The 19,477-nt window shown below is 41.9% G+C and carries 16 protein-coding genes and 1 pseudogene; 9 read left to right on the forward strand and 8 right to left on the reverse strand.

Annotated features, from left to right (window positions below; translation table 11 throughout):
* Window positions 1-1,670: collagen-like triple helix repeat-containing protein (locus tag AC1TPB_RS20830; protein WP_482078269.1), on the reverse strand; the 1,670-nt coding region annotated here is incomplete at its 3' end.
* A gap of 193 nt (window positions 1,671-1,863) precedes the next feature.
* Entirely contained in the window at window positions 1,864-3,477 is a 1,614-nt protein-coding gene (locus tag AC1TPB_RS20835) for an exosporium glycoprotein BclB-related protein (RefSeq protein ID WP_482078270.1), read from the reverse strand.
* A 367-nt stretch (window positions 3,478-3,844) separates the two neighbouring features.
* Here AC1TPB_RS20835 and AC1TPB_RS20840 point away from each other — a divergent pair, with 367 nt between their 5' ends.
* Together AC1TPB_RS20840 and ade are read left to right on the forward strand one after the other, a co-directional pair.
* The gene (locus tag AC1TPB_RS20840) at window positions 3,845-4,699 is read left to right on the forward strand and encodes a VOC family protein (protein WP_482078271.1); all 855 of its coding nucleotides are present in this window, start codon (window positions 3,845-3,847) and stop codon (window positions 4,697-4,699) included.
* Between the two features lie 91 nt (window positions 4,700-4,790).
* Window positions 4,791-6,635 (forward strand): adenine deaminase, encoded by a 1,845-nt coding sequence (gene ade, locus AC1TPB_RS20845; RefSeq protein WP_482078272.1) that lies wholly within the window; start codon window positions 4,791-4,793, stop codon window positions 6,633-6,635.
* A gap of 186 nt (window positions 6,636-6,821) precedes the next feature.
* Here the strand turns inward: ade and AC1TPB_RS20850 are convergent, their stop codons facing one another.
* Window positions 6,822-7,688: a DUF4358 domain-containing protein gene (locus AC1TPB_RS20850; RefSeq protein WP_482078273.1), complete on the reverse strand. Its 867-nt coding sequence runs from the start codon at window positions 7,686-7,688 to the stop codon at window positions 6,822-6,824.
* A gap of 196 nt (window positions 7,689-7,884) precedes the next feature.
* Here AC1TPB_RS20850 and hisJ point away from each other — a divergent pair, with 196 nt between their 5' ends.
* Both hisJ and AC1TPB_RS20860 read left to right on the forward strand, forming a co-directional pair.
* Window positions 7,885-8,727 (forward strand): histidinol-phosphatase HisJ, encoded by an 843-nt coding sequence (hisJ, locus tag AC1TPB_RS20855; RefSeq protein WP_482078274.1) that lies wholly within the window; start codon window positions 7,885-7,887, stop codon window positions 8,725-8,727.
* Between the two features lie 440 nt (window positions 8,728-9,167).
* On the forward strand, window positions 9,168-10,781 hold the full coding sequence (locus AC1TPB_RS20860) for a Na/Pi cotransporter family protein (RefSeq protein ID WP_482078275.1): 1,614 nt from the start codon (window positions 9,168-9,170) through the stop codon (window positions 10,779-10,781).
* 338 nt (window positions 10,782-11,119) lie between these two features.
* On the opposite strand, the gene AC1TPB_RS20865 is transcribed toward AC1TPB_RS20860, so the two are convergent.
* Window positions 11,120-12,274, reverse strand: a complete 1,155-nt coding sequence (locus AC1TPB_RS20865) for a ParB/RepB/Spo0J family partition protein (protein ID WP_482078276.1) — start codon at window positions 12,272-12,274, stop codon at window positions 11,120-11,122.
* 131 nt (window positions 12,275-12,405) lie between these two features.
* On the opposite strand from AC1TPB_RS20865, the gene AC1TPB_RS20870 reads away from it, so the two are divergent.
* Both AC1TPB_RS20870 and AC1TPB_RS20875 read left to right on the forward strand, forming a co-directional pair.
* Entirely contained in the window at window positions 12,406-12,900 is a 495-nt protein-coding gene (locus AC1TPB_RS20870; protein WP_482078277.1) for a CYTH domain-containing protein, read from the forward strand.
* A gap of 28 nt (window positions 12,901-12,928) precedes the next feature.
* Window positions 12,929-13,915 carry a Gfo/Idh/MocA family protein gene (locus AC1TPB_RS20875; RefSeq protein WP_482078278.1) on the forward strand — a complete coding sequence of 329 codons (987 nt, stop codon included), beginning with the start codon at window positions 12,929-12,931 and terminating at the stop codon, window positions 13,913-13,915.
* A gap of 30 nt (window positions 13,916-13,945) precedes the next feature.
* Here the strand turns inward: AC1TPB_RS20875 and AC1TPB_RS20880 are convergent.
* Window positions 13,946-14,917 (reverse strand): annotated as a pseudogene (locus AC1TPB_RS20880) (aldo/keto reductase).
* A gap of 372 nt (window positions 14,918-15,289) precedes the next feature.
* Between AC1TPB_RS20880 and lplA the strand changes: the two are divergent.
* Window positions 15,290-16,279 (forward strand): lipoate--protein ligase, encoded by a 990-nt coding sequence (lplA, locus tag AC1TPB_RS20885; RefSeq protein ID WP_482078279.1) that lies wholly within the window; start codon window positions 15,290-15,292, stop codon window positions 16,277-16,279.
* Between the two features lie 2 nt (window positions 16,280-16,281).
* Here lplA and AC1TPB_RS20890 read toward each other — a convergent pair whose 3' ends face one another.
* Together AC1TPB_RS20890 and AC1TPB_RS20895 are read right to left on the reverse strand one after the other, a co-directional pair.
* Complete coding sequence (locus AC1TPB_RS20890) at window positions 16,282-16,422, reverse strand: hypothetical protein (protein ID WP_482078280.1); 141 nt, start codon at window positions 16,420-16,422, stop codon at window positions 16,282-16,284.
* Window positions 16,391-16,528: a hypothetical protein gene (locus AC1TPB_RS20895; RefSeq protein WP_482078281.1), complete on the reverse strand. Its 138-nt coding sequence runs from the start codon at window positions 16,526-16,528 to the stop codon at window positions 16,391-16,393. Before AC1TPB_RS20895 ends, AC1TPB_RS20890 begins: the two co-directional genes overlap by 32 nt.
* 197 nt (window positions 16,529-16,725) lie before the next feature.
* Between AC1TPB_RS20895 and AC1TPB_RS20900 the strand changes: the two genes are divergently transcribed.
* Window positions 16,726-17,964 (forward strand): aminopeptidase, encoded by a 1,239-nt coding sequence (locus tag AC1TPB_RS20900; RefSeq protein ID WP_482078282.1) that lies wholly within the window; start codon window positions 16,726-16,728, stop codon window positions 17,962-17,964.
* Here AC1TPB_RS20900 and AC1TPB_RS20905 read toward each other — a convergent pair.
* Window positions 17,961-18,101: a hypothetical protein gene (locus AC1TPB_RS20905; protein WP_482078283.1), complete on the reverse strand. Its 141-nt coding sequence runs from the start codon at window positions 18,099-18,101 to the stop codon at window positions 17,961-17,963. The two genes, AC1TPB_RS20900 and AC1TPB_RS20905, sit on opposite strands and share 4 nt — an antisense overlap.
* A 325-nt stretch (window positions 18,102-18,426) precedes the next feature.
* Between AC1TPB_RS20905 and desA the strand changes: the two genes are divergently transcribed.
* Entirely contained in the window at window positions 18,427-19,455 is a 1,029-nt protein-coding gene (desA, locus tag AC1TPB_RS20910; protein ID WP_482078284.1) for a Delta(5) desaturase DesA, read from the forward strand.
* The last annotated feature ends 22 nt before the right edge of the window (window positions 19,456-19,477 follow it).

The raw sequence follows: 19,477 nt of genomic DNA on the forward strand, positions 1-19,477 counted from the left end.
CCATCGGCTCCAGTCGCGCCGTCAGCTCCAGTCGCACCATCGGCTCCAGTCGCGCCGTCAGCTCCAGTCGCACCATCGGCTCCAGTCGCGCCGTCAGCTCCAGTCGCACCATCGGCTCCAGTCGCACCATCCGCGCCAGTCGCACCAGTTGCTCCAGTCGCACCATCGGCTCCAGTCGCGCCGTCAGCTCCAGTCGCACCATCCGCGCCAGTCGCACCAGTTGCTCCAGTTGCTCCAGTTGCACCATCGGCTCCAGTCGCACCATCGGCTCCAGTCGCGCCGTCAGCTCCAGTCGCACCAGTCGCACCATCCGCGCCGTCAGCTCCAGTCGCACCAGTTGCTCCAGTCGCACCGTCAGCTCCAGTAGCACCAGTTGCTCCAGTCGCACCATCGGCTCCAGTCGCACCATCGGCTCCAGTCGCACCATCGGCTCCAGTCGCGCCGTCAGCTCCAGTCGCACCATCCGCGCCAGTTGCACCATCCGCTCCAGTCGCACCAGTTGCTCCAGTCGCACCATCCGCGCCAGTCGCGCCGTCAGCACCGTCGGCACCAGTCACGCCAGTCGCGCCAGTCACGCCAGTCACGCCAGTCGCGCCAGTTGCTCCAGTTGCTCCAGTTGCTCCAGTCGCACCGTCAGCCCCAGTAGCACCAGTAGCCCCATCAGCACCGTCGGCACCAGTCACGCCAGTCGCGCCAGTCGCGCCAGTCGCGCCAGTCGCGCCAGTAGCCCCAGTAGGTCCAATCGGCCCTCCAGAAGGACCGGTTGGACCAGTAGCCCCATCATCACCAGTAGCTCCTCTAGCTCCATCAGCACCGGTAGCGCCAGTAGCTCCGGTAGTCCCATCAGCCCCAGTAGCCCCATCAGCGCCAGTCGCGCCATCAGCACCATCAGCGCCATCGGCGCCAGTAGCCCCAGCAACACCAGTAGCGCCAGCAACACCAGTAGCGCCAGCAACACCAGTAGCGCCAGCAACACCAGTAGCGCCAGCAACACCAGTAGCCCCAGCAACGCCAGTAGCCCCAGCAACACCAGTAGCCCCAGCAACACCAGTAGCCCCAGCAACACCAGTAGCCCCAGTAGGTCCAGTTGGTCCAGTAGCACCTACTGGAATTGTAGGCAATTCAATACTTACGATAGCAGAACCTTGCGTAACATTAATATCTAATGTTGTAGATTCAAAAGACAGAGTCTCACCTAATAGTAATGTTGCCGTATCTCCAGCAGGACCTTCAACAGTGAATATTAGTTGACTTGTGTCAAATTCGCCAGTCGGTCCAGTCGTTCCCGTAGCACCAGCAGGTCCAGTAGCCCCAGTGGGCCCAGCAGGTCCAGCCACAGAAATTATTTCGTAGTCTGGTGATTCACCAGGAATACCTTGAGGTGGAGCATATGTTACAACATAGAGTACTCCGTTGTAAGAAACAACTTGCCCTACTTGATAAAAAGGAGCTTCTGTTGGATCAAATGGTACGATGTCAGTAAGTCCAATTCCAGGAGGACCTTGTTCTCCAGGGTAGCCTCGAGGTCCTTGAGGACCCGGAGGCCCAGGAGGACCTGTTGGTCCACGACGACCAGGTATAGGATGAATTCCACTGATCGTTACTGCTTTAGACTTGCATTTCTTCGGTTGAAGCTTATCAATTTGTTTATTATTGGATTTTGTATCCAAAAAAACACCTCCCTATGAACTTCTATATCATACGCGGAGGGCAGTGGAAGCGTATGTGTGAATATCCTATCTTTTCGAAAAAAATAGCATAATAGTATTGTAGAATATAGTATTTAAAGATAGTTTATTAATAGGAAAGGGCTGCCGTACCGTAGTTTATACGGCGTGGCAACCCATTAATTAAAATAAATAGTTAGCTAATTGCAATACCTGCGCTAGCATATCCTGCGATGGTTGAAACTATATCCAAACCAGCAGTAACTTCTGAAGAGAATACTAATAATAGACGAGTACCTTGAGTGACGGGAATACTTAATCCAGGCGTATTGCCACTACTTATGGCACCTAGTGCAACGATTCCAGTTAGTGAGGGAGCTAATGTTACAACGGCACCAGGAACTGGGGTGAAGATATTATCAGGTGTAGTTGAACTGAATAATTGAGCAGTAATGGTAAGTGTTGATCCGAGAAGTGAAAGAGCAGCTGTTGTGCTGAAATATGCTGACATACTTGTAATTGTACCGTCTCTAGGAACTGAGAATGCCATGTTAAGAAGTAAGCCAGCAGCTCCAGTTAGGTCGATATTAGCACCAACGAGTGTTACTCCTCCTGCAGAATTTCCAAATCCAACAAGTGAATTAGTATTTAGGAGACCGCCCAAAACTGTAGTAAGTGCGACAGGTAAACCAGATGCATACGGTATAATAGCGCTTGATCCAGCAACACCAGTAGGCCCAGCAACACCAGTAGCGCCAGCAACACCAGTAGCGCCAGCAACACCAGTAGCGCCAGCAACACCAGTAGCGCCAGCAGGTCCAGTAGCGCCAGGTGCACCAGTAGCACCATCAGCACCAGCGGCGCCAGTAGCTCCATCAGCACCAGCGGCACCAGTAGCTCCATCAGCACCAGCGGCACCAGTAGCACCATCAGCACCAGCGGCGCCAGTAGCACCATCAGCACCAGCGGCACCAGTAGCTCCATCAGCACCAGCGGCACCAGTAGCTCCATCAGCACCAGCGGCGCCAGTAGCACCATCAGCACCAGCGGCACCAGTAGCTCCATCAGCACCAGCGGCGCCAGTAGCTCCATCAGCACCAGCGGCGCCAGTAGCACCATCAGCACCAGCGGCGCCAGTAGCACCATCAGCACCAGCGGCGCCAGTAGCACCGTCAGCACCAGCGGCGCCAGTAGCGCCGTCAGCACCAGCGGCACCAGTAGCACCAGTAGCACCGTCAGCACCAGCGGCACCAGTCACGCCAGTAGCTCCGGCAACACCAGCGGCGCCAGTCACACCAGTAGCGCCAGTAGCTCCGGCAACACCAGTCACGCCAGTCACGCCAGTAGGTCCAGCGATACCAGCAACACCAGTAGCACCCGTAGGACCAGTAGGTCCAGGAGGACCTCCAGAAGGACCGGTAGGTCCAGCGACACCAGTAGCGCCAGTAGGCCCAGCAACACCGGCGACACCAGTAGCGCCAGTAGGCCCAGCAACACCGGCGACACCAGTAGCGCCAGTAGGCCCAGCAACACCGGCGACACCAGTAGCGCCAGTAGGCCCAGCAACACCAGCGACACCAGTAGCGCCAGTAGGTCCAGCAACACCAGTGCTACCAGTAGCTCCAGAAGGTCCAGTAGCACCCGTTGGTCCATCAGGCCCAGGATATCCTGGACGCCCTGGAGGTCCGGGAGGACCTGTTGGTCCACGGCGACCAGGTGTGGGGTGAATTCCACTAATCATTACTTCTTGAGTCTTGTGATTCTTTAGTTGAAGCTTATCAATTTGTTTATTATTGGATAATTTATCCAAAAAAACACCTCCCTTAGTAATTCTTTATCATACGAAGAAGGTGGTAGATGCGTATGTGTGTATACCCTATCTTTTCAAATTTAATATATTTATATAATTGATAGTAGATAACAATGTAGATTTGACTCCTTATTAAAAAATTATAAATAGTAAGATTGTTCTTTGAAGTATACGAAAAGATGTCGGATTTGTATGTATGAATATTCAACGTTCTCGTAACACTATAGCAATGGATTCATTTGTGTTTTTATTATGTTGAATGAATGATCCATACAATAGTTAAATTGAGACATTGACAGATAACTATGACAATAATATAATTAACTTATAAAAAGTAAGTAACTATAAATAATGGAGGTTGTTCTTTATGACATTTACAATAAATTCAAATGCTTCTCTTGGTAATGTTAAGTTGAAAGTAGAAAATTTGGCGCGTTCTATTTCGTTCTATGAAAGAGTAATAGGACTTAAATCGTTAAATGTAACGGATAAATCAGCACAACTAACGGCAAATGGATCTACTATTTTAATTGAGCTTGAGGAAATTGATAATGTATATACAGGATCGCACCGTGGTCATAATGGTTTATACCATTTCGCCTTACTATTACCTACTCGAAAGGCGTTAGGGAGTATATTACGCCATTTAATTGAGCAAGGTGTTCAGGTTGGACAAGCGGATCATTTGGTAAGTGAAGCGTTGTATTTATCAGATCCAGACAATAATGGTATTGAAATTTATCGAGATCGACCTCGCTCCGAGTGGCAATATGATAGTAACAACATGGTGAAAATGGTTTCAGACCCGATTGATTGGGAAGGCTTGCTTCGAGAGAGTGAAGGCGAAGTCTTTCATGCCATAGATGCGGATACTATTATGGGTCATATACACTTACATGTTTCAGATTTGAAAAAAGCTAATGAATTTTATAATGATATTGTTGGTTTTTCACTTGAATCAGACTGGTCCGCTAATGGAGCATTATTTGTAGGTGCTGGCGGATATCATCATCATCTCGGACTTAATGTTTGGAATGGACGAGGTGCAACAGCACTACCCGTAAATGCAACGGGGCTGGAATATTTCACAATTATACTTCCTAGTGAGGGAGATCGTGAATTACTTGCTGGGCGTCTACAAGAAGCTGGTTATCCGGTTCTTAAGAGTGAAGGATATATGTATGTAGTTGATCCATTCGGAATTGGCATTAGATTGCAATAATAACGATAGATGGAGCTGCTCCATTGTAGCCAAGGGCTACAATAGAGCAGCTCTTTGATTTGTTAGACCGATATAAGCGGGCTGTCTTTGAATGGTTCGCATTATTAATGAGATGAGTTATAATATACAGCATTACGATCATGAAAAGCATAAGGAAGGACGTCATGTTGTGAATAGAGATAATAAGAGCTTATTGAGAAATATAGCCTCTTCTGCGAAAAGAGAGAAGGCTGATATCGTTTTAAAAAACGGCAAAGTCATAGATGTGTTTAATCAGGAAATATTAGCTGTGGATGTTGCTATTACTGCTGGGGTCATCGTTGGGCTAGGTAATTATGATGGTGAAACGATAATAGATGCTAACGGCAAATATATTGCGCCAGGATTTATTGATGGTCATGTTCATATTGAATCAGCCATGCTTACGCCTGCGGAATATTCGCATGTTGTTCTACCTCATGGTGTAACAACCGTTATTGCAGATCCGCATGAAATTGCTAATGTAAGTGGAGAAGATGGTCTTGATTATATGATTGCATCATCTGAAAATATAGCGTTAGATGTTTATTATATGCTTCCATCATGTGTTCCAGCGGTTTCATTCGAGAATGCGGGTGCTGTATTGACCGCAGAGCAGCTAGAACCATATTATCAACACGAAAGAGTGATTGGTCTAGGTGAAGTTATGAATGCACCTGGTGTTATAGCGGGTGATTCCACTGTAATGGATAAGCTACAATCAGCCCACAGTCATAATAAGCATATTGATGGACATGCGGCTGGTTTGGATAAAGAAGCGATTAACGTCTATATGACAGCAGGTATTCGTACTGATCATGAATGTACGACGCCACAAGAAGTTCGAGACAGATTACAACGTGGAATGTATGTGATGCTACGTGAAGGATCTGCAGCTAGAAATTTAAGAACAATTATTAAGGCAGTGAACGAAAAAAATGCAAGAAGATGTTTGTTTGTAACGGATGATAAGCATCTAGACGACTTAGTCAACGAAGGAAGCATAGATTATAATATTCGACTTGCGATCGAAGAAGGAATTGACCCAATATTAGCGATACAGATGGCGACATTGAATGCAGCAGAATGCTTCGGTCTTAAAGATCGTGGAGCTATAGCACCTGGTTATATTGCTGATATTGTTTTCTTGGATCGGATTGAAAATATATCAATCTCTGAAGTGTATAAAGCTGGTCAGTTAGTTGCCAAACACAACGTATATGTTGGACCTGTTGTTCATACAGCAGATCCGATAGAGAAACTGATGTCTAGCATTAATGTTAGACCAATAACGAAACAAAACTTAGAGCTACCTATTACTAATACTACTAAACAAGCTAATATTATCGGTATTATTCCAAATAGTATTGAAACAAAACATCTCATCGAGGAAGTTGATGTGAATGAATCGTTACTGTTTCAACCGTCGACGCAAAGAGATCAGTTGAAAATGGTCGTAGCTGAACGACATAAAGCTTTAGGAACGGTTGGCGTAGCGATATTGAAAGGACTAGGGATTACTTCGGGTGCGATCGTTGCGACTATTGCTCATGATTCACATAATATTGTAGCGGTAGGTGTTAATGACGAGGATATATTGTTTGGATTAGATGTTATTCAGCAATTGAAGGGCGGCGTTGCTATTGTAGACAATGGCAAGGTGCTAGCTTCCGTCTCATTGCCGATTGCGGGATTAATGTCTAATCAAAAATTTGAATATGTATATGAACAACTAGAAGCTCTTAATAAAGCATTGTCTGATATTGGATTCGAGCAAAAGTTCAATCCATTTCTTACATTATCTTTTCTAGCGCTTCCTGTCATTCCGGAGCTGAAACTTACTGATCAGGGGTTGTTCAAGGTAAGTGAGTTTACTCATATTAAAGTAGATGAGGTAGTTCAAAACAGCAGACTTTGATAACGAAGCGATCCGTGAAGCTTAATCGGCGTCGAATAGGTAGCGAACTTGGAAAGTCCGGGACTCGTGTACCAACTACGTACACTGGAGTGTCCTCCTTCCTCAAGTAGCGCTTCCTCTTCTCGGTTCTGAAAGCCTACTTTTTGAACCTTATTGTAATGGTAGAAATTATTGTGTTGGGCTAGCTTATTTTACATAGCTTTCGAAAATTTCAAGTACTTTCTTTTGATCATGTGAGATGGAGTAGAGTACATACTTGCCATGACGCACGATTTGATAGTTCTTCGCATTTTCATATTGATCTTGTAAATATTTTTCAAAAGTAGCTTGAACATCTTCAGCACGCTTCGTTAACGCTGTTTTCACTGCATCGTAGTCAGATTCATTTTTCAGCTTAATAATTGCAAGATCAGCTGCTTTCACATTCATCATCGCTACTTGGAATATACCGTCTTCTACATATTTATCGCTATCCATATAGAATACGTCAGAAATCATTTCACCTGAGACATCCATCATGGTAGAAAATTGTACATCATTTATTATTTGTTCACTTATATCATTGAGATTAATACTAGTTGGTTGTTCTGGTGTAGCGGTAGGCTTAGCTGTCGGTTTAGGCGTTGCCACTGGTTTTTCTGTAGGCTTAGCTGTCGGTTTAGGTGTTGGCTTAGCAGTAGGCTTAGCTGTTGGTTTGTCAGTTGGTTTAGGTGTTGCCGCTGGTTTTTCTGTGGGCTTAGCTGTTGGTTTTACTGTTGCCTCTGGCTTCGTTGTAGCTTCAGGCTTTTCTGATGTACTTGGTTTTTCTGTAGCTTCTAGTTCCGGTGTAGTTGTTGCCTCTGGTGATGCTGGAAGTTCGTCTTCCGGATTGACTTCTTCTTGATTAATATCTGAATTGTCATCTATTGAGTTATCTTCATTAGTTACGTTTTCAGGTGTCGTCGTTGGAACTGGAACTGGATCGTTAGCATTGCCCCCACATCCACTTAATACGATAGTTAGAGCGATAAGTAGAGTAGCAGTAGATTTCCATAGATGTTTTTTCTGTTTCATGTGTAGTAAGGCTCCTTTTTAATTATGCTACAACTAGAGACGCAATTTAATTTATAAAGGTTGCACTAAATGAATAAATTAATTAAAGTATTGTAGCAATATAAGGTAGAATAAACTTGCGACTAACATTGAATTGATAGATCGTGATCACAAGAGAGTTTTTAAAACTACATCAACATATACTGAGGTGCTTATTATGATTAAATGGGATGGCCATACACATACACAATTTTGTTATCACGGTAATGATGCTCCATTAGAGCAATATGTAGAGCAGGCTATTGCACTAGGATTTACCCGTTATTCGGTGACGGAGCATCCACCACTTCCAGCTAATTGGGTGAAAGATCAATCATTGTTTCAGGAGTTGGCAATGCCGGAGCAACAATTAGAACAATACTTCGCTTACGTACAACAGGTGAAGGAAAAGTATCGGGACAGAATAGAAGTTACGATTGGACTGGAATTGGATTACTTGCATGGACGGACGGATTATACAGATGAATTGGTTAGTAAATGGGGACATTTACTTGAAGATGTTGTTTATTCTGTACATTATTTGCCTGGAAAAGCTGGAATGTATTGTATTGATTTTACTGCCGAAGATTTCTCGCGCAATCTATTGCGATATTACGGAACGATGGATACATTGGTGGATACTTATTTCGATCATGTCGAACTTGCTATCGAGCATGCGAGCGGACTCGATATGCGAAAACGAATTGGTCACTTGAATCTAATTACCAAATTCGCTCATAAGCTACCTCCTATTACCGAAATACTTATGAATGCGCGATTAGAGCAATTACTTCCTCTATTACAGGAAAGTGGTGTCGGAGTAGATGTTAATGTAGCTGGTTTGCGAGTAGCAACCTGTGAACAAGCTTATGTTCCAAGTTGGTTTATTAAGCAGGCGACAGCATTAGGGATTGAATGTGTGTATGGATCAGATGCGCATAAACCCGAACAAGTAGGGTTATTCTGGGAAGAAGTTCAAAAAGTGGACTTTGATAACGAAGGGGATGCTGACGGAGCTTAGTCGGCATCGCATTTGAAACGAACTTGGAAAGTACGGTTCGCATGTACCAATAACGTACATTTGCGCTTCCGCCTTTCTCAAGTAGCGTCTCAACTGCTCGGTTCTGAAAGCCCACTTTTTGAACCTTTATTTTAAGCTTTGTGCTAAACATTTGTCCGCTGGTGTACTCGTATCGTACACATTGCTGGGTGTGATCACGATGATTATGCTGACGTAGCTTAATCGGCGGCGAATATGAAGCGAACTTGCACCGTTAACAAAAAAAAGGGACCCACAGCAACGGGCTGTGGGTCGAAAGTTTATATTATTAAAAAGGGGGTCACTTAGAAGTATAACCAATCTACATTAAGGTAAGATGAATGAAATATTTCAATCATATTACAAATTAATTCTAGATCATTTCAATTGCTGAGAAAGTTATCCATTTTGGAGGAGCTATTGTGAATATACAAGATACAATCTTTCAGATTGTAGGTGGAATTGCAATTTTTCTGTTCGGAATTAAGTATTTATCCGACGGATTGCAAAAAACAGCTGGCGATAATATACGGCATTGGCTTGCTACCTATACATTTCATCCATTACTCGGTGTACTTGTCGGGATATTGATCACGATATTGTTTCAAAGCTCCACAGGTGCAATGATATTGATTATTGGATTAATGAATGCCAATATACTTAGTTTAAAACAAGCGATTAGTGTACTTATCGGTGCAAATATTGGTACGACGGTAACGATATTTGTAGTAGGTATCGATATCGAAAATTATGCATTACCGATTATTACAGTTGGCGTAATATTACTCTTATTCGTTTATTACAAAAGATTACAATATATCGGCCAAGTTGTGTTTGGTTTTGGTGCATTATTTCTAGGGTTATCGATTACGAGAAATGGTCTACAGCTACTTTCTCTTTCTGATTATACATCTGAATTTATGCTGAAATTATCGGACGTCCCATTGTTTGGCATTATTACAGGGATCGTATTGACTTTATTATTAACTAGCTCGAATGCTGCAATTGGTGTGCTACAAACCATTGCTGATGAAGGTCTCGTTCATTTGGACGGTGCAATACTCATTCTGCTGGGTAGTAATATGGGGTCAGCAGTTATTGCTTGTATAGCAGTAATTGGTGCAACGATTAAAGCGAAGCGAGTAGTATTTCTTGATGTCATTTACTATATTTGTGGTACGACTATTTTCCTACTTTTGCAACATCCGATCTATATATTTGTAGAATGGGTAGGGAAATCAATGCCAATTAAAATGCAGCTTGCTACTGCTCATGGAATATTTCAATTCATTACGGGATTAGTCTATATTGTGTTGACACCACTACTTATCAGATTAGCGAACACGGTTATTCAGTCGCAGCATACGTCAACAGAAGTAACCTTTGGGGTGCAGTATCTAGACAAGCGATTACTTGCTACACCGAGCGTCGCACTTGGACAAGCGCAATATGAGGTTATTCGTATGGGGACGATTGCTCGTGAAACATTGCTACATGCTGCTCATTATTTCTTCGAGCAAGACTCGCGCTCTGCTAATTTGGCATCGAAAAAAGAAATATTAGTTAATGAATTGGATCATCAAATTACGGATTATATGGTACGAATTCATCAAAATGGATTAACTGCGCAAGAATCGGAAAAGGCTACAGGATTACTTAATATCGTTAATGATATTGAACGAATTGGAGATCATGCGGAAAATGTGGTGGAGTTGGCTGATTATTGTATTCGTAATCGATTACAGTTTTCTAAGGAAGCATTGGAGCAATTACATACGATGTTTGATGCAGCCGAATGGATTACTTCACGTGTATTGTATGCACTTGAACAAAATGATCGGTCTGCAGCAGCGGATGTATTAGGAAGAGAAGCAGATCTAGACCGCATGGAGCTCGAATTTCGAACAGGTCATTTCAAACGGCTTCATAATAATCGCTGTCGTGGTAATTCTGGTGCGATATTTCTTGATGTACTGAGTAATTTGGAGCGTATAGGGGATCATAGTAAAAATATCGCTGAATATGTATTGAAATAGCAGAAATGCCCGTTGTTTTGCGTGTCACACTGCATAACTAAGCATTTCTTTTATTATATATACGTTAGCTTAATCATCGTTATCAAAGTACGCTTTTTGAGGCCACTTCTTCCAATAAAGGTTCAAAAAGTGGGCTTTCAGAATCGAGCAGGTGGAACGCTACTTGAGAAAGGCGGAAGCGCAATTGTACGTAATTGGTACATGCGATCCTACAATGTTTCTGTAAGAAACATACATCGGAAGCTTATGCTATACTTTCCAAGTTCGTTTAAGATGCGATGTCGATTAAGCTACGAAGCCGATCATCGTTATCAAAGCGCGCTTTTGAAGCTACATCTCTATTCATTGCTTTTTTGTTGTATTTGTTTCCATAGCTGGGTTAACTGTTGAAGCTTTGTCAGCATAACGCTGGAGAGCTGAGAAGTTGCTTCTAACTGCAGCATGTCGCCAGAAGTAATTAGAGTAAGTAGTTGCTGTGCCTGTTGTTGCATCTCATCTAGCGAGTCAGTGTAGCTCGACTGTTGCAGAGGGATTGCAGCGATAGATGTTACATATGCAGAGTCTGCTTGCAGAGTAACATGACTTGTTTCGTTGGCGTGATCTGCGTGCTGTACCGTTGTTGCTGATTCGAAAGTATCGTTTTCACCCGAGGATGTCTGTTGCTTGCCTACAGCAGTTGAAGCCTTACTCAGTTCAGATTGCTCGTTCATAGCTGCTGCAGCTTTACGTTGTTCTTCTTGCTCAGCTTTTTCTTGACGGTCTTTCTCGCGAGCTAATTTTTCTTTGCGATTTTGCTCGAACACGGACCATGTTTCTATTAATCCGCTCCCATTTTTCAATAATAGCTTTTCTTTTGTTGCATCTGAAATCGTCTTGTCTTTGAATAGTTTGGCAATCTTTTTCACATCACTAACTGGCAATTCATCTCTTGCTGCCGTAAGTGCTAAAGTATCACGATATTCAAATGGTAAGTCTTTTAATGGCATTAATTGATCTTCCGTCAAGCAATCTTTGCGGATTTGCGTCCCTCCGACAATAAGTTTTTTCACAGCATTACCAAATTTTAATAACTCACATTTGTTTTTAATATAGCTTTCTGGTTTGCCTAGCTTACTGGATAATAGCTTCATAGAGCTTTGGAACCGAGAGTCATTCATTAATTTATGGAAGGCTTCAGCTTCTTCAATTGGGGAGAAATCCTCGCGTGTCAAATTTTCTGCGATTTGTTCAAAGTAAATATCTGTCTCATCTGTCGCCGTGGAAACGATACAAGGGATGTTCTCAAGTCCAACCATAAGCGAAGCTTTATAACGACGATTACCATAAATGATCATGTATCGACCATTGTCTACAGTGCGTACTTTTATAGGGGAAAGTAGACCGATTTCAGAAATACTATTTGCTAGTTCTGCAAGTGCTTCTTGGCTAAATTGATATCGCGGTTGGTCTTTATCTTCATCGATGAGTGATATCGGAATAAGTGTAATATCCATTATCTAGCTCCTTGTCTATTAATCTCATATCTTCTATTGTATCATGTGTACACAAGAACTTGCATAGGTCGTTATATTCTGATAGCTTTTAGGGATAATAATCGATAAAAATTTTGGGAGGTAAGTATACGATGGTATTAGAAATTGAACGTAAATATCTGTTGGAAATCTCTTCACAACAGTTAATAGAGGAAGGTATTATAGAGCAACAATCACAGCATCGCATAGAGCAAACGTATATTGCTATGGATGTTGATCAAGAGCTTCGCGTTAGGCGTATTCGCGATACTGCTACAGGAAACTATAGCTACACGCATACATTCAAAAATGGTGTTGGACTTGCTCGTGAGGAAGTTGAATATGAGATTACACAAGTCATTTATGATCAAGTGATTGAAGCCTTCGGTTATATTCCGCTAACGAAAGATCGGATTACTGCTAAGTGGAATGATGTTATTGTAGAAATCGATATATACGATCAAGTAGATTTCGTCGTCGTTGAGGTTGAATTTGATTCTATGGAAGCGGCAAATGAATTTGTTCCTCCGACATGGTTCGGCGAAGAAATTAGTTTCAATAAAAAATATAGCAATAAAGCAGTTTGGAAGCAGCTTCAAAGTAAATAGTTAACTATGCTGGGGGAAGAGGGATCTTATGATTTCATTCGGTATTATTGGGACTAACTTTATTAGTGATCGATTTATAGCGGCGGGCTCAATGCTGACGAATTTCTCAGTAGGAGCAGTATGTTCTCGTTCTATAGATACAGCTCAAAGCTTTGCTAATAAACATAATATTGTTCATTGTTATACGGATGTGGTAGAGATGCTTGATAGTGGAAATATTCAAGCTTTATATATTGCTTCGCCTACAAATTTACATGCTCATTATGCGCAACTAGCATTAGAAAAAGGCATCCATGTACTATGTGAGAAACCTATTACATCAAATAGTAAAGAATTGAAGGAATTAATTGAAATAGCAACGCGTAAGCAAGTTTTATTGATGGAAGCGATGAAGTCAACGACGCTACCAGCATTTCGTCAAGCGGCTAAGCATCTTAGTGAAATTGGACATATAAGACGTTATTTCGCTAGCTATTGTCAGTATTCCTCGCGATATGATGCATATAAAGCAGGTAATGTACTGAATGCATTCAAGCCTGAATATTCCAACGGGGCATTAATGGATATTGGCGTATATTGCATCTACCCTGCCGTTATGCTATTCGGTAAGCCTAAGTCAGTAAAAGCTTCCGCATTTATGCTGGATTCAGGGGTTGATGGTGAAGGTAGCATGATATTGGAATATGATGATATGGATGCGATTATTATGTACTCCAAAATATCCAATTCATCACTACCAGTGGAAATTCAAGGAGAACAAGGTAATCTAGTGCTAGACCGTGTAAGTGAGCCTAGTCGAATTACGTTGATACCACGTGGTGGTGAAGAAGTCGATCTGAGTCTACCGACGATTGAGCATGATATGTATTATGAAATCGAACATTTTATTCAATTACTAGAAGAGAATAAAGTGGAATCTTCGATCAATTCTTACGAAAACTCGCTAATTACAATGGAAATAATGGACGAAGCACGTAAGCAAATTGGACTAGTGTTCCCGGCAGATCTTGCGTAATAGGATTTACTAATGTTCTAAGTAATATAGTTAGATTCGGTAAGAAGCAAATGGTTCTCCATAGACGAAATCAGCACTAATTTCATTAAGTTGCTCCATTAGCTCGTTATTGATCGATAAATCTAATGCTTCCAAATTAGTTTCTAATTGCTTTACTTTCGTAGCACCTACTATGACGGTACTCACGACTGGTTGATGAAGTAACCAAGCAATAGCAAGATTTGAAGGAGTCGTTCCATGTTCAAGCGCAAGTTGTTGTAGCTCTTGGCTAAGCTTCAATGTGCGCGCTGTTAAGAAACGATTAAAGTTCGGATCAGTTTGAGCACGAGAACCTTCGGGAGCTTGATTCGTTACCGTATACTTACCTGTTAATATTCCACCAGCAAGCGGAAAATAAGGGATAATTCCAATGCCCTGATCAAGACAAAGTGGAATAAGCTCACGTTCAATTGTGCGATCAGCTAAAGAATAGCTTACTTGCTGAGAAATATATTTGGTTAATCCTGAGCGCTCGCTAATACCTAATGCTTTCATGAGCTCCCAAGCATAGTAGTTAGAGCATCCAATATATCGAACTTTTCCTGAATTAATCATATCTTCAAGACAGCGTAACGTTTCTTCAAGTGGAGTCAGAGGGTCAAATGTATGGATTTGATATAGATCAACATAATCTGTTTGCAGACGAGTAAGACTTGCTTCTAGCTCTTGCATCAGGTGATGGCGAGATGATCCTTTATGAAAAGGACTTTTACCAGTAGGAAGCCCTGCTTTTGTAGTCAGAACAATATCGCTGCGTTTGCCTTGAATCGCTTTACCTATAATGGTTTCTGATTAAGTGCCTGCGTAAATATTCGCTGTATCGATAAATGTGACGCCATTTTCGATAGCTTGTTCAATAATATATGTTGAGGTTTGAGCATCTGCACGTTTGCCAAATGCATTAGTACCAAGCCCAATAGCTGATACCGTTAATCCACTATTTCCAAGTTGTTTATATCTCATCGTATCCTCCTGAAAACTTTTGATGTCTCCTCGATAAACTCCTAGTAAATCAAAAGTTACATCGGAAGCATAGGCTGAATTTGTCATAGCATCTCGAAACTCTTCATTAAGATGACGAGTAAATATTCGAAAACATATGTTATTATGATCACATTTTCATTATGACATTAAGCTGCGAAGTTGAAAAGCAATACTCTTTAAGGGTATAATTTCAGGATGACAAGATCTTTAAATCAATATACGAAGTTAATCTTAAATGCGAGAAGTTAGTAGTAATCATTACAGAATATTTCAAGAAAATGCTCCTGATGTGACTTTTCATTCCGAGAAGTTCAACATAGATGCTCAAAAAAAATAGGAGGGAATCTCATTATGTTATTTGTGAGCAATGAAGGCAATCATGATCCAGCAATTAACTTAGCGTTAGAGGAATACATATTTAGACAACTGCCTGAGAACAATTATCTTTTATTTTATATTAATGAGCCTTCGATTATTATAGGCAAAAATCAAAATACTGTTGAAGAAATTAATGCGGAATATGTGAAGGACAATAATCTTCATATTGTGCGTCGTATGAGTGGTGGCGGGGCCGTTTATCACGATCTAGGTAATTTGAATTTCAGCTTTATTATGAAGGATGATGGTTCTTCCTTCCACAATTTCAAGAAGTTTACCGAGCCAGTTGTAGAGGCTTTGCGTACTATGGGTATCGAAGCGGAGCTAACTGGACGGAATGATATACAAATTGGTGAAAAGAAAATATCGGGTAATGCACAGTTCCATTCCAGAGGTAAAATTATTAGCCACGGTACGTTGCTATTCAATTCTGAAATGCAAAATGTTGCGAGTGCTTTGAAAGTTAATGCCGAGAAATATGCTTCCAAATCAACAAAATCTGTTAGAGGTCGCGTCGCTAACATTACCGATTTTTTACAAGAACCAATGACCATCGAACAGTTCCGACTGAAAATTTTACATTCTATATTTGCGGGTGAAGGTGAAGTTCAATCTTATCAGCTAACTGACGAGGATTGGAAAAAGGTTCATCAACTTGCTGATGAACGGTATCGTAGCTGGGAGTGGACCTATGGACGTTCACCTCAGTTCAATATGCAACAGCGTAAACGTATTGAAGGAGCAGGGACATTCGATGTGCGCTTGAATGTGCATGATGGAGTGATCCAGGAAGCGGCAATTTATGGTGACTTTTTCGGTCGCGGGGATCGTAATGAAGTTGCTGAGCAGCTTGTTGGGTTGCGCTACACTGAGGAAGAGTTAAGCAAGCAAGCAGACGGCATCGACTTGACCTATTATTTTGGTCCGGTTACGAAGGAAGACTGGATGGGGCTACTATTCTAGTTCTATAGAGGAAGTTCAAAAAGCGGGCTTTGATAACGATGGGTATGCTGACGAAGCATAGTCGACATCGCATCTGAAGCGAACTTGGAAAGTACGGTTCGCGTGTACGTATTAATGTACACTTGCGCTTCCGCCTTTCTCAAGTAACGCTTCACCTGCTCGGTTCTGAAAACCCGCTTTTTGAACCTTCATTGGAAGAGGAAGTTCAAAAGGCGGGCTTTGATAACGATGGGTATGCTGACGAAGCATAGTCGACATCGCATCTGAAGCGAACTTGGAAAGTATAGCATAAGCTTCCGATGTATATTTCTTGCAGAAACATTGTAGGTTCGCGTGTACGTATTAATGTACACTTGCGCTTATAATAGATGCGGATATAATAGTTCATACTAGATAGAGGTAGTTCAAAATATTCACTTGTGGTCTAAATTAAAGGAGATGTACATATGTCAACAAATTGGAATGAACAATTAGATAAATATGCAAAATTAATTGTGCAAGTTGGGGTTAACGTTCAACCAGGGCAACCGGTATTCGTTACAGGGACTATCGAGCAAGCAGACTTAGTTCGTGCTGTTGCTAATCAAGCGTATGAAGCGGGAGCAAGTAATGTTCACGTGGAGTGGATAGATGACAAGCTTTCACGCTTAAAATATATGAAGGCTGCTGAAGATGTGTTCAGTGATTACCCGCAGTGGGAAGCTGATAAACGTAAGCAGTTTTATGAAAAAAATGCTGCCTTTATTTCAATCGTATCCAGTAGTCCTGATCTATTATCGGGTGTAGATTCAAATCGCATTGCAGCATTCCAAAAAGCTTCAGGTACAGCGCTGATGGAATTTAGACGAGCGATGCAAGCAGATAAATTCAGCTGGACAGTTGTCGCAGCAGCGGGCACAGATTGGGCAAATAAGGTATTCCCGCAGGCTGCTTCCCAGCAAGTGGCGATTGAACTATTATGGAAAGCAATCTTTGCCGCAGTACGACTAGATGCAGCTGATCCCGTTCAAGCATGGCAGGAGCATAACGATACATTGCATGCTAAGGCGATCGCACTTAACAACTATCATTTCCAAAAGCTACATTATCGTGCTCCTGGGACTGATCTTACGATTGAGTTATCCGATAAGCATTTATGGGTATCCGCTGGTAGTGAGAACGAGCAGGGACATACATTTATGGCAAATATGCCAACAGAGGAAGTATTCACTGTTCCGTTGAAAAATGGTACGAATGGTTATGTTTCTAGTACTAAACCACTTAGCTATGGCGGTAATGTGATCGATAAATTCAAGATTACATTCGAAAATGGGCGTATCGTGAACTACGAAGCAGAGCAAGGTGCCGAATTTTTAGCGAAGCTAGTGGAAATTGATGAAGGCTCTCATTATTTGGGAGAAGTTGCACTCGTTCCACATCGTTCGCCTATTTCACAATCAGGTGTATTATTCTTTAATACATTATTTGATGAAAATGCTTCAAATCATCTAGCGATCGGAAGCGGTTATGCTTTCAATATTGATGGTGGAAAAACAATGACACAAGAAGAACTTGCAGCTAATGGTGTTAACGCAAGTATTACACATAACGACTTTATGATTGGGTCTGGGGAAATGGATATTGACGGTATCGGGCAAGACGGAACGGTCATACCAGTATTCCGCAAAGGTGAATGGGCCTTCTAGAGAGGTAGTTCAAAAAGCGGGCTTTGATAACGATGAGGATGCTGACGTAGCGTATTCGACATCGCATCTGAAGCGAACTTGGAAAGTACGGTTCGCGTGTACGTAATAATGTACACTTGCGCTTCCGTCTTTCTCAAGTAACGCTTCACCTGCTCGGTTCTGAAAGCCCACTTTTTGAAGCTCTATTGGAAGCTACGTGCTGAAGATTGACCGCTCGTGTACTCATGCCGTACACGTTGCTGGGTATTGTTACAATGTCTTTGCTAACGATGATTAGGCTAACGTAGCTTAGTCAGCATCAAATAGGATGCGAATAGTAATATTATCGAAAACCATATGACGTTTGTCATATGGTTTTCCTTACGTTTATGACTTATGGATATGACGTAAAGTGTATACAATAGTAATATAAAATATATTCACTAGCCAAAAAGCTATTAGCGATACGAGGAGATGTTGTATATGAATGATCCGAAGCAGCTTCAGTTGAAGAAAAGCATGTCACCATTTGAGAAAACGAAGCTGTCCATAAGTGTAAGGCAACTATGCAACACATTAATTCCCGTCATTGCATTATGGTACCTTACGTACTTGAGCTTAAGTGTATCTTACTGGCTTACATTGCCACTAAGTATCGCGACAGCAATGTTCGTTGTTCGAACATTTATTATTTTTCATGATTGCACCCATGGCTCTTTCTTCAAAAGTAAGCGTGCTAATGATATTGTAGGGATCATCACAGGTGTTATTACTCATGTTCCTTATCAACAATGGAAAAATTCACATGCGATCCACCATGCAACTAGTAGTAATCTAGATAAACGTGGTGTAGGCGATCTGTGGATTATGACTGTATCAGAATATGAACAAGCAACTAAATTACAAAAATTACATTATAGAATATATCGCAATCCGTTAGTCATGTTTGTACTAGGACCATTTGTCGTATTTTTATTCCAATATCGCTTTAATCGTAAAGGTGCACGTCGTAAAGAAAGAATGAACACGTATTTGATGAACTTCTTGATCGTTGGCATGTATGCACTTTTAACTTGGGCTGTTGGTTGGCAAGCGATGTTACTTGTACAAATTCCAGTATTCTACGTATCAGGTGCGTTAGGTATTTGGTTGTTCTATGTACAGCATCAATTCGAGGATTCTTATTTTGAGCATAATGATGAGTGGAGCTATGTGAAAGCAGCTGTAGAAGGAAGTTCTTACTACCGTCTGCCTAAGTTATTGCAATGGCTAACAGGAAATATTGGTTTCCACCATGTGCATCATCTTAGTCCAAAAGTTCCTAATTATTTCTTAGAACAAGCGCATAATGAGACTCCGCCATTACAGAAAGCAACAACAATTGGCATACGTGAAAGCTTATTATCATTAAAGGTTAGTTTATGGGATGAAGAAACTCAGCGTTTTATCGGTTTCCGCGAAGCCAAGAAAATAATGTTCAATAATCATCGTCCGACTAAACAAGCAAGTTAACGATTGGCCCTAACGATGAGTT

It is taken from the genome of Paenibacillus sp. Y951, from assembly GCF_056786395.1.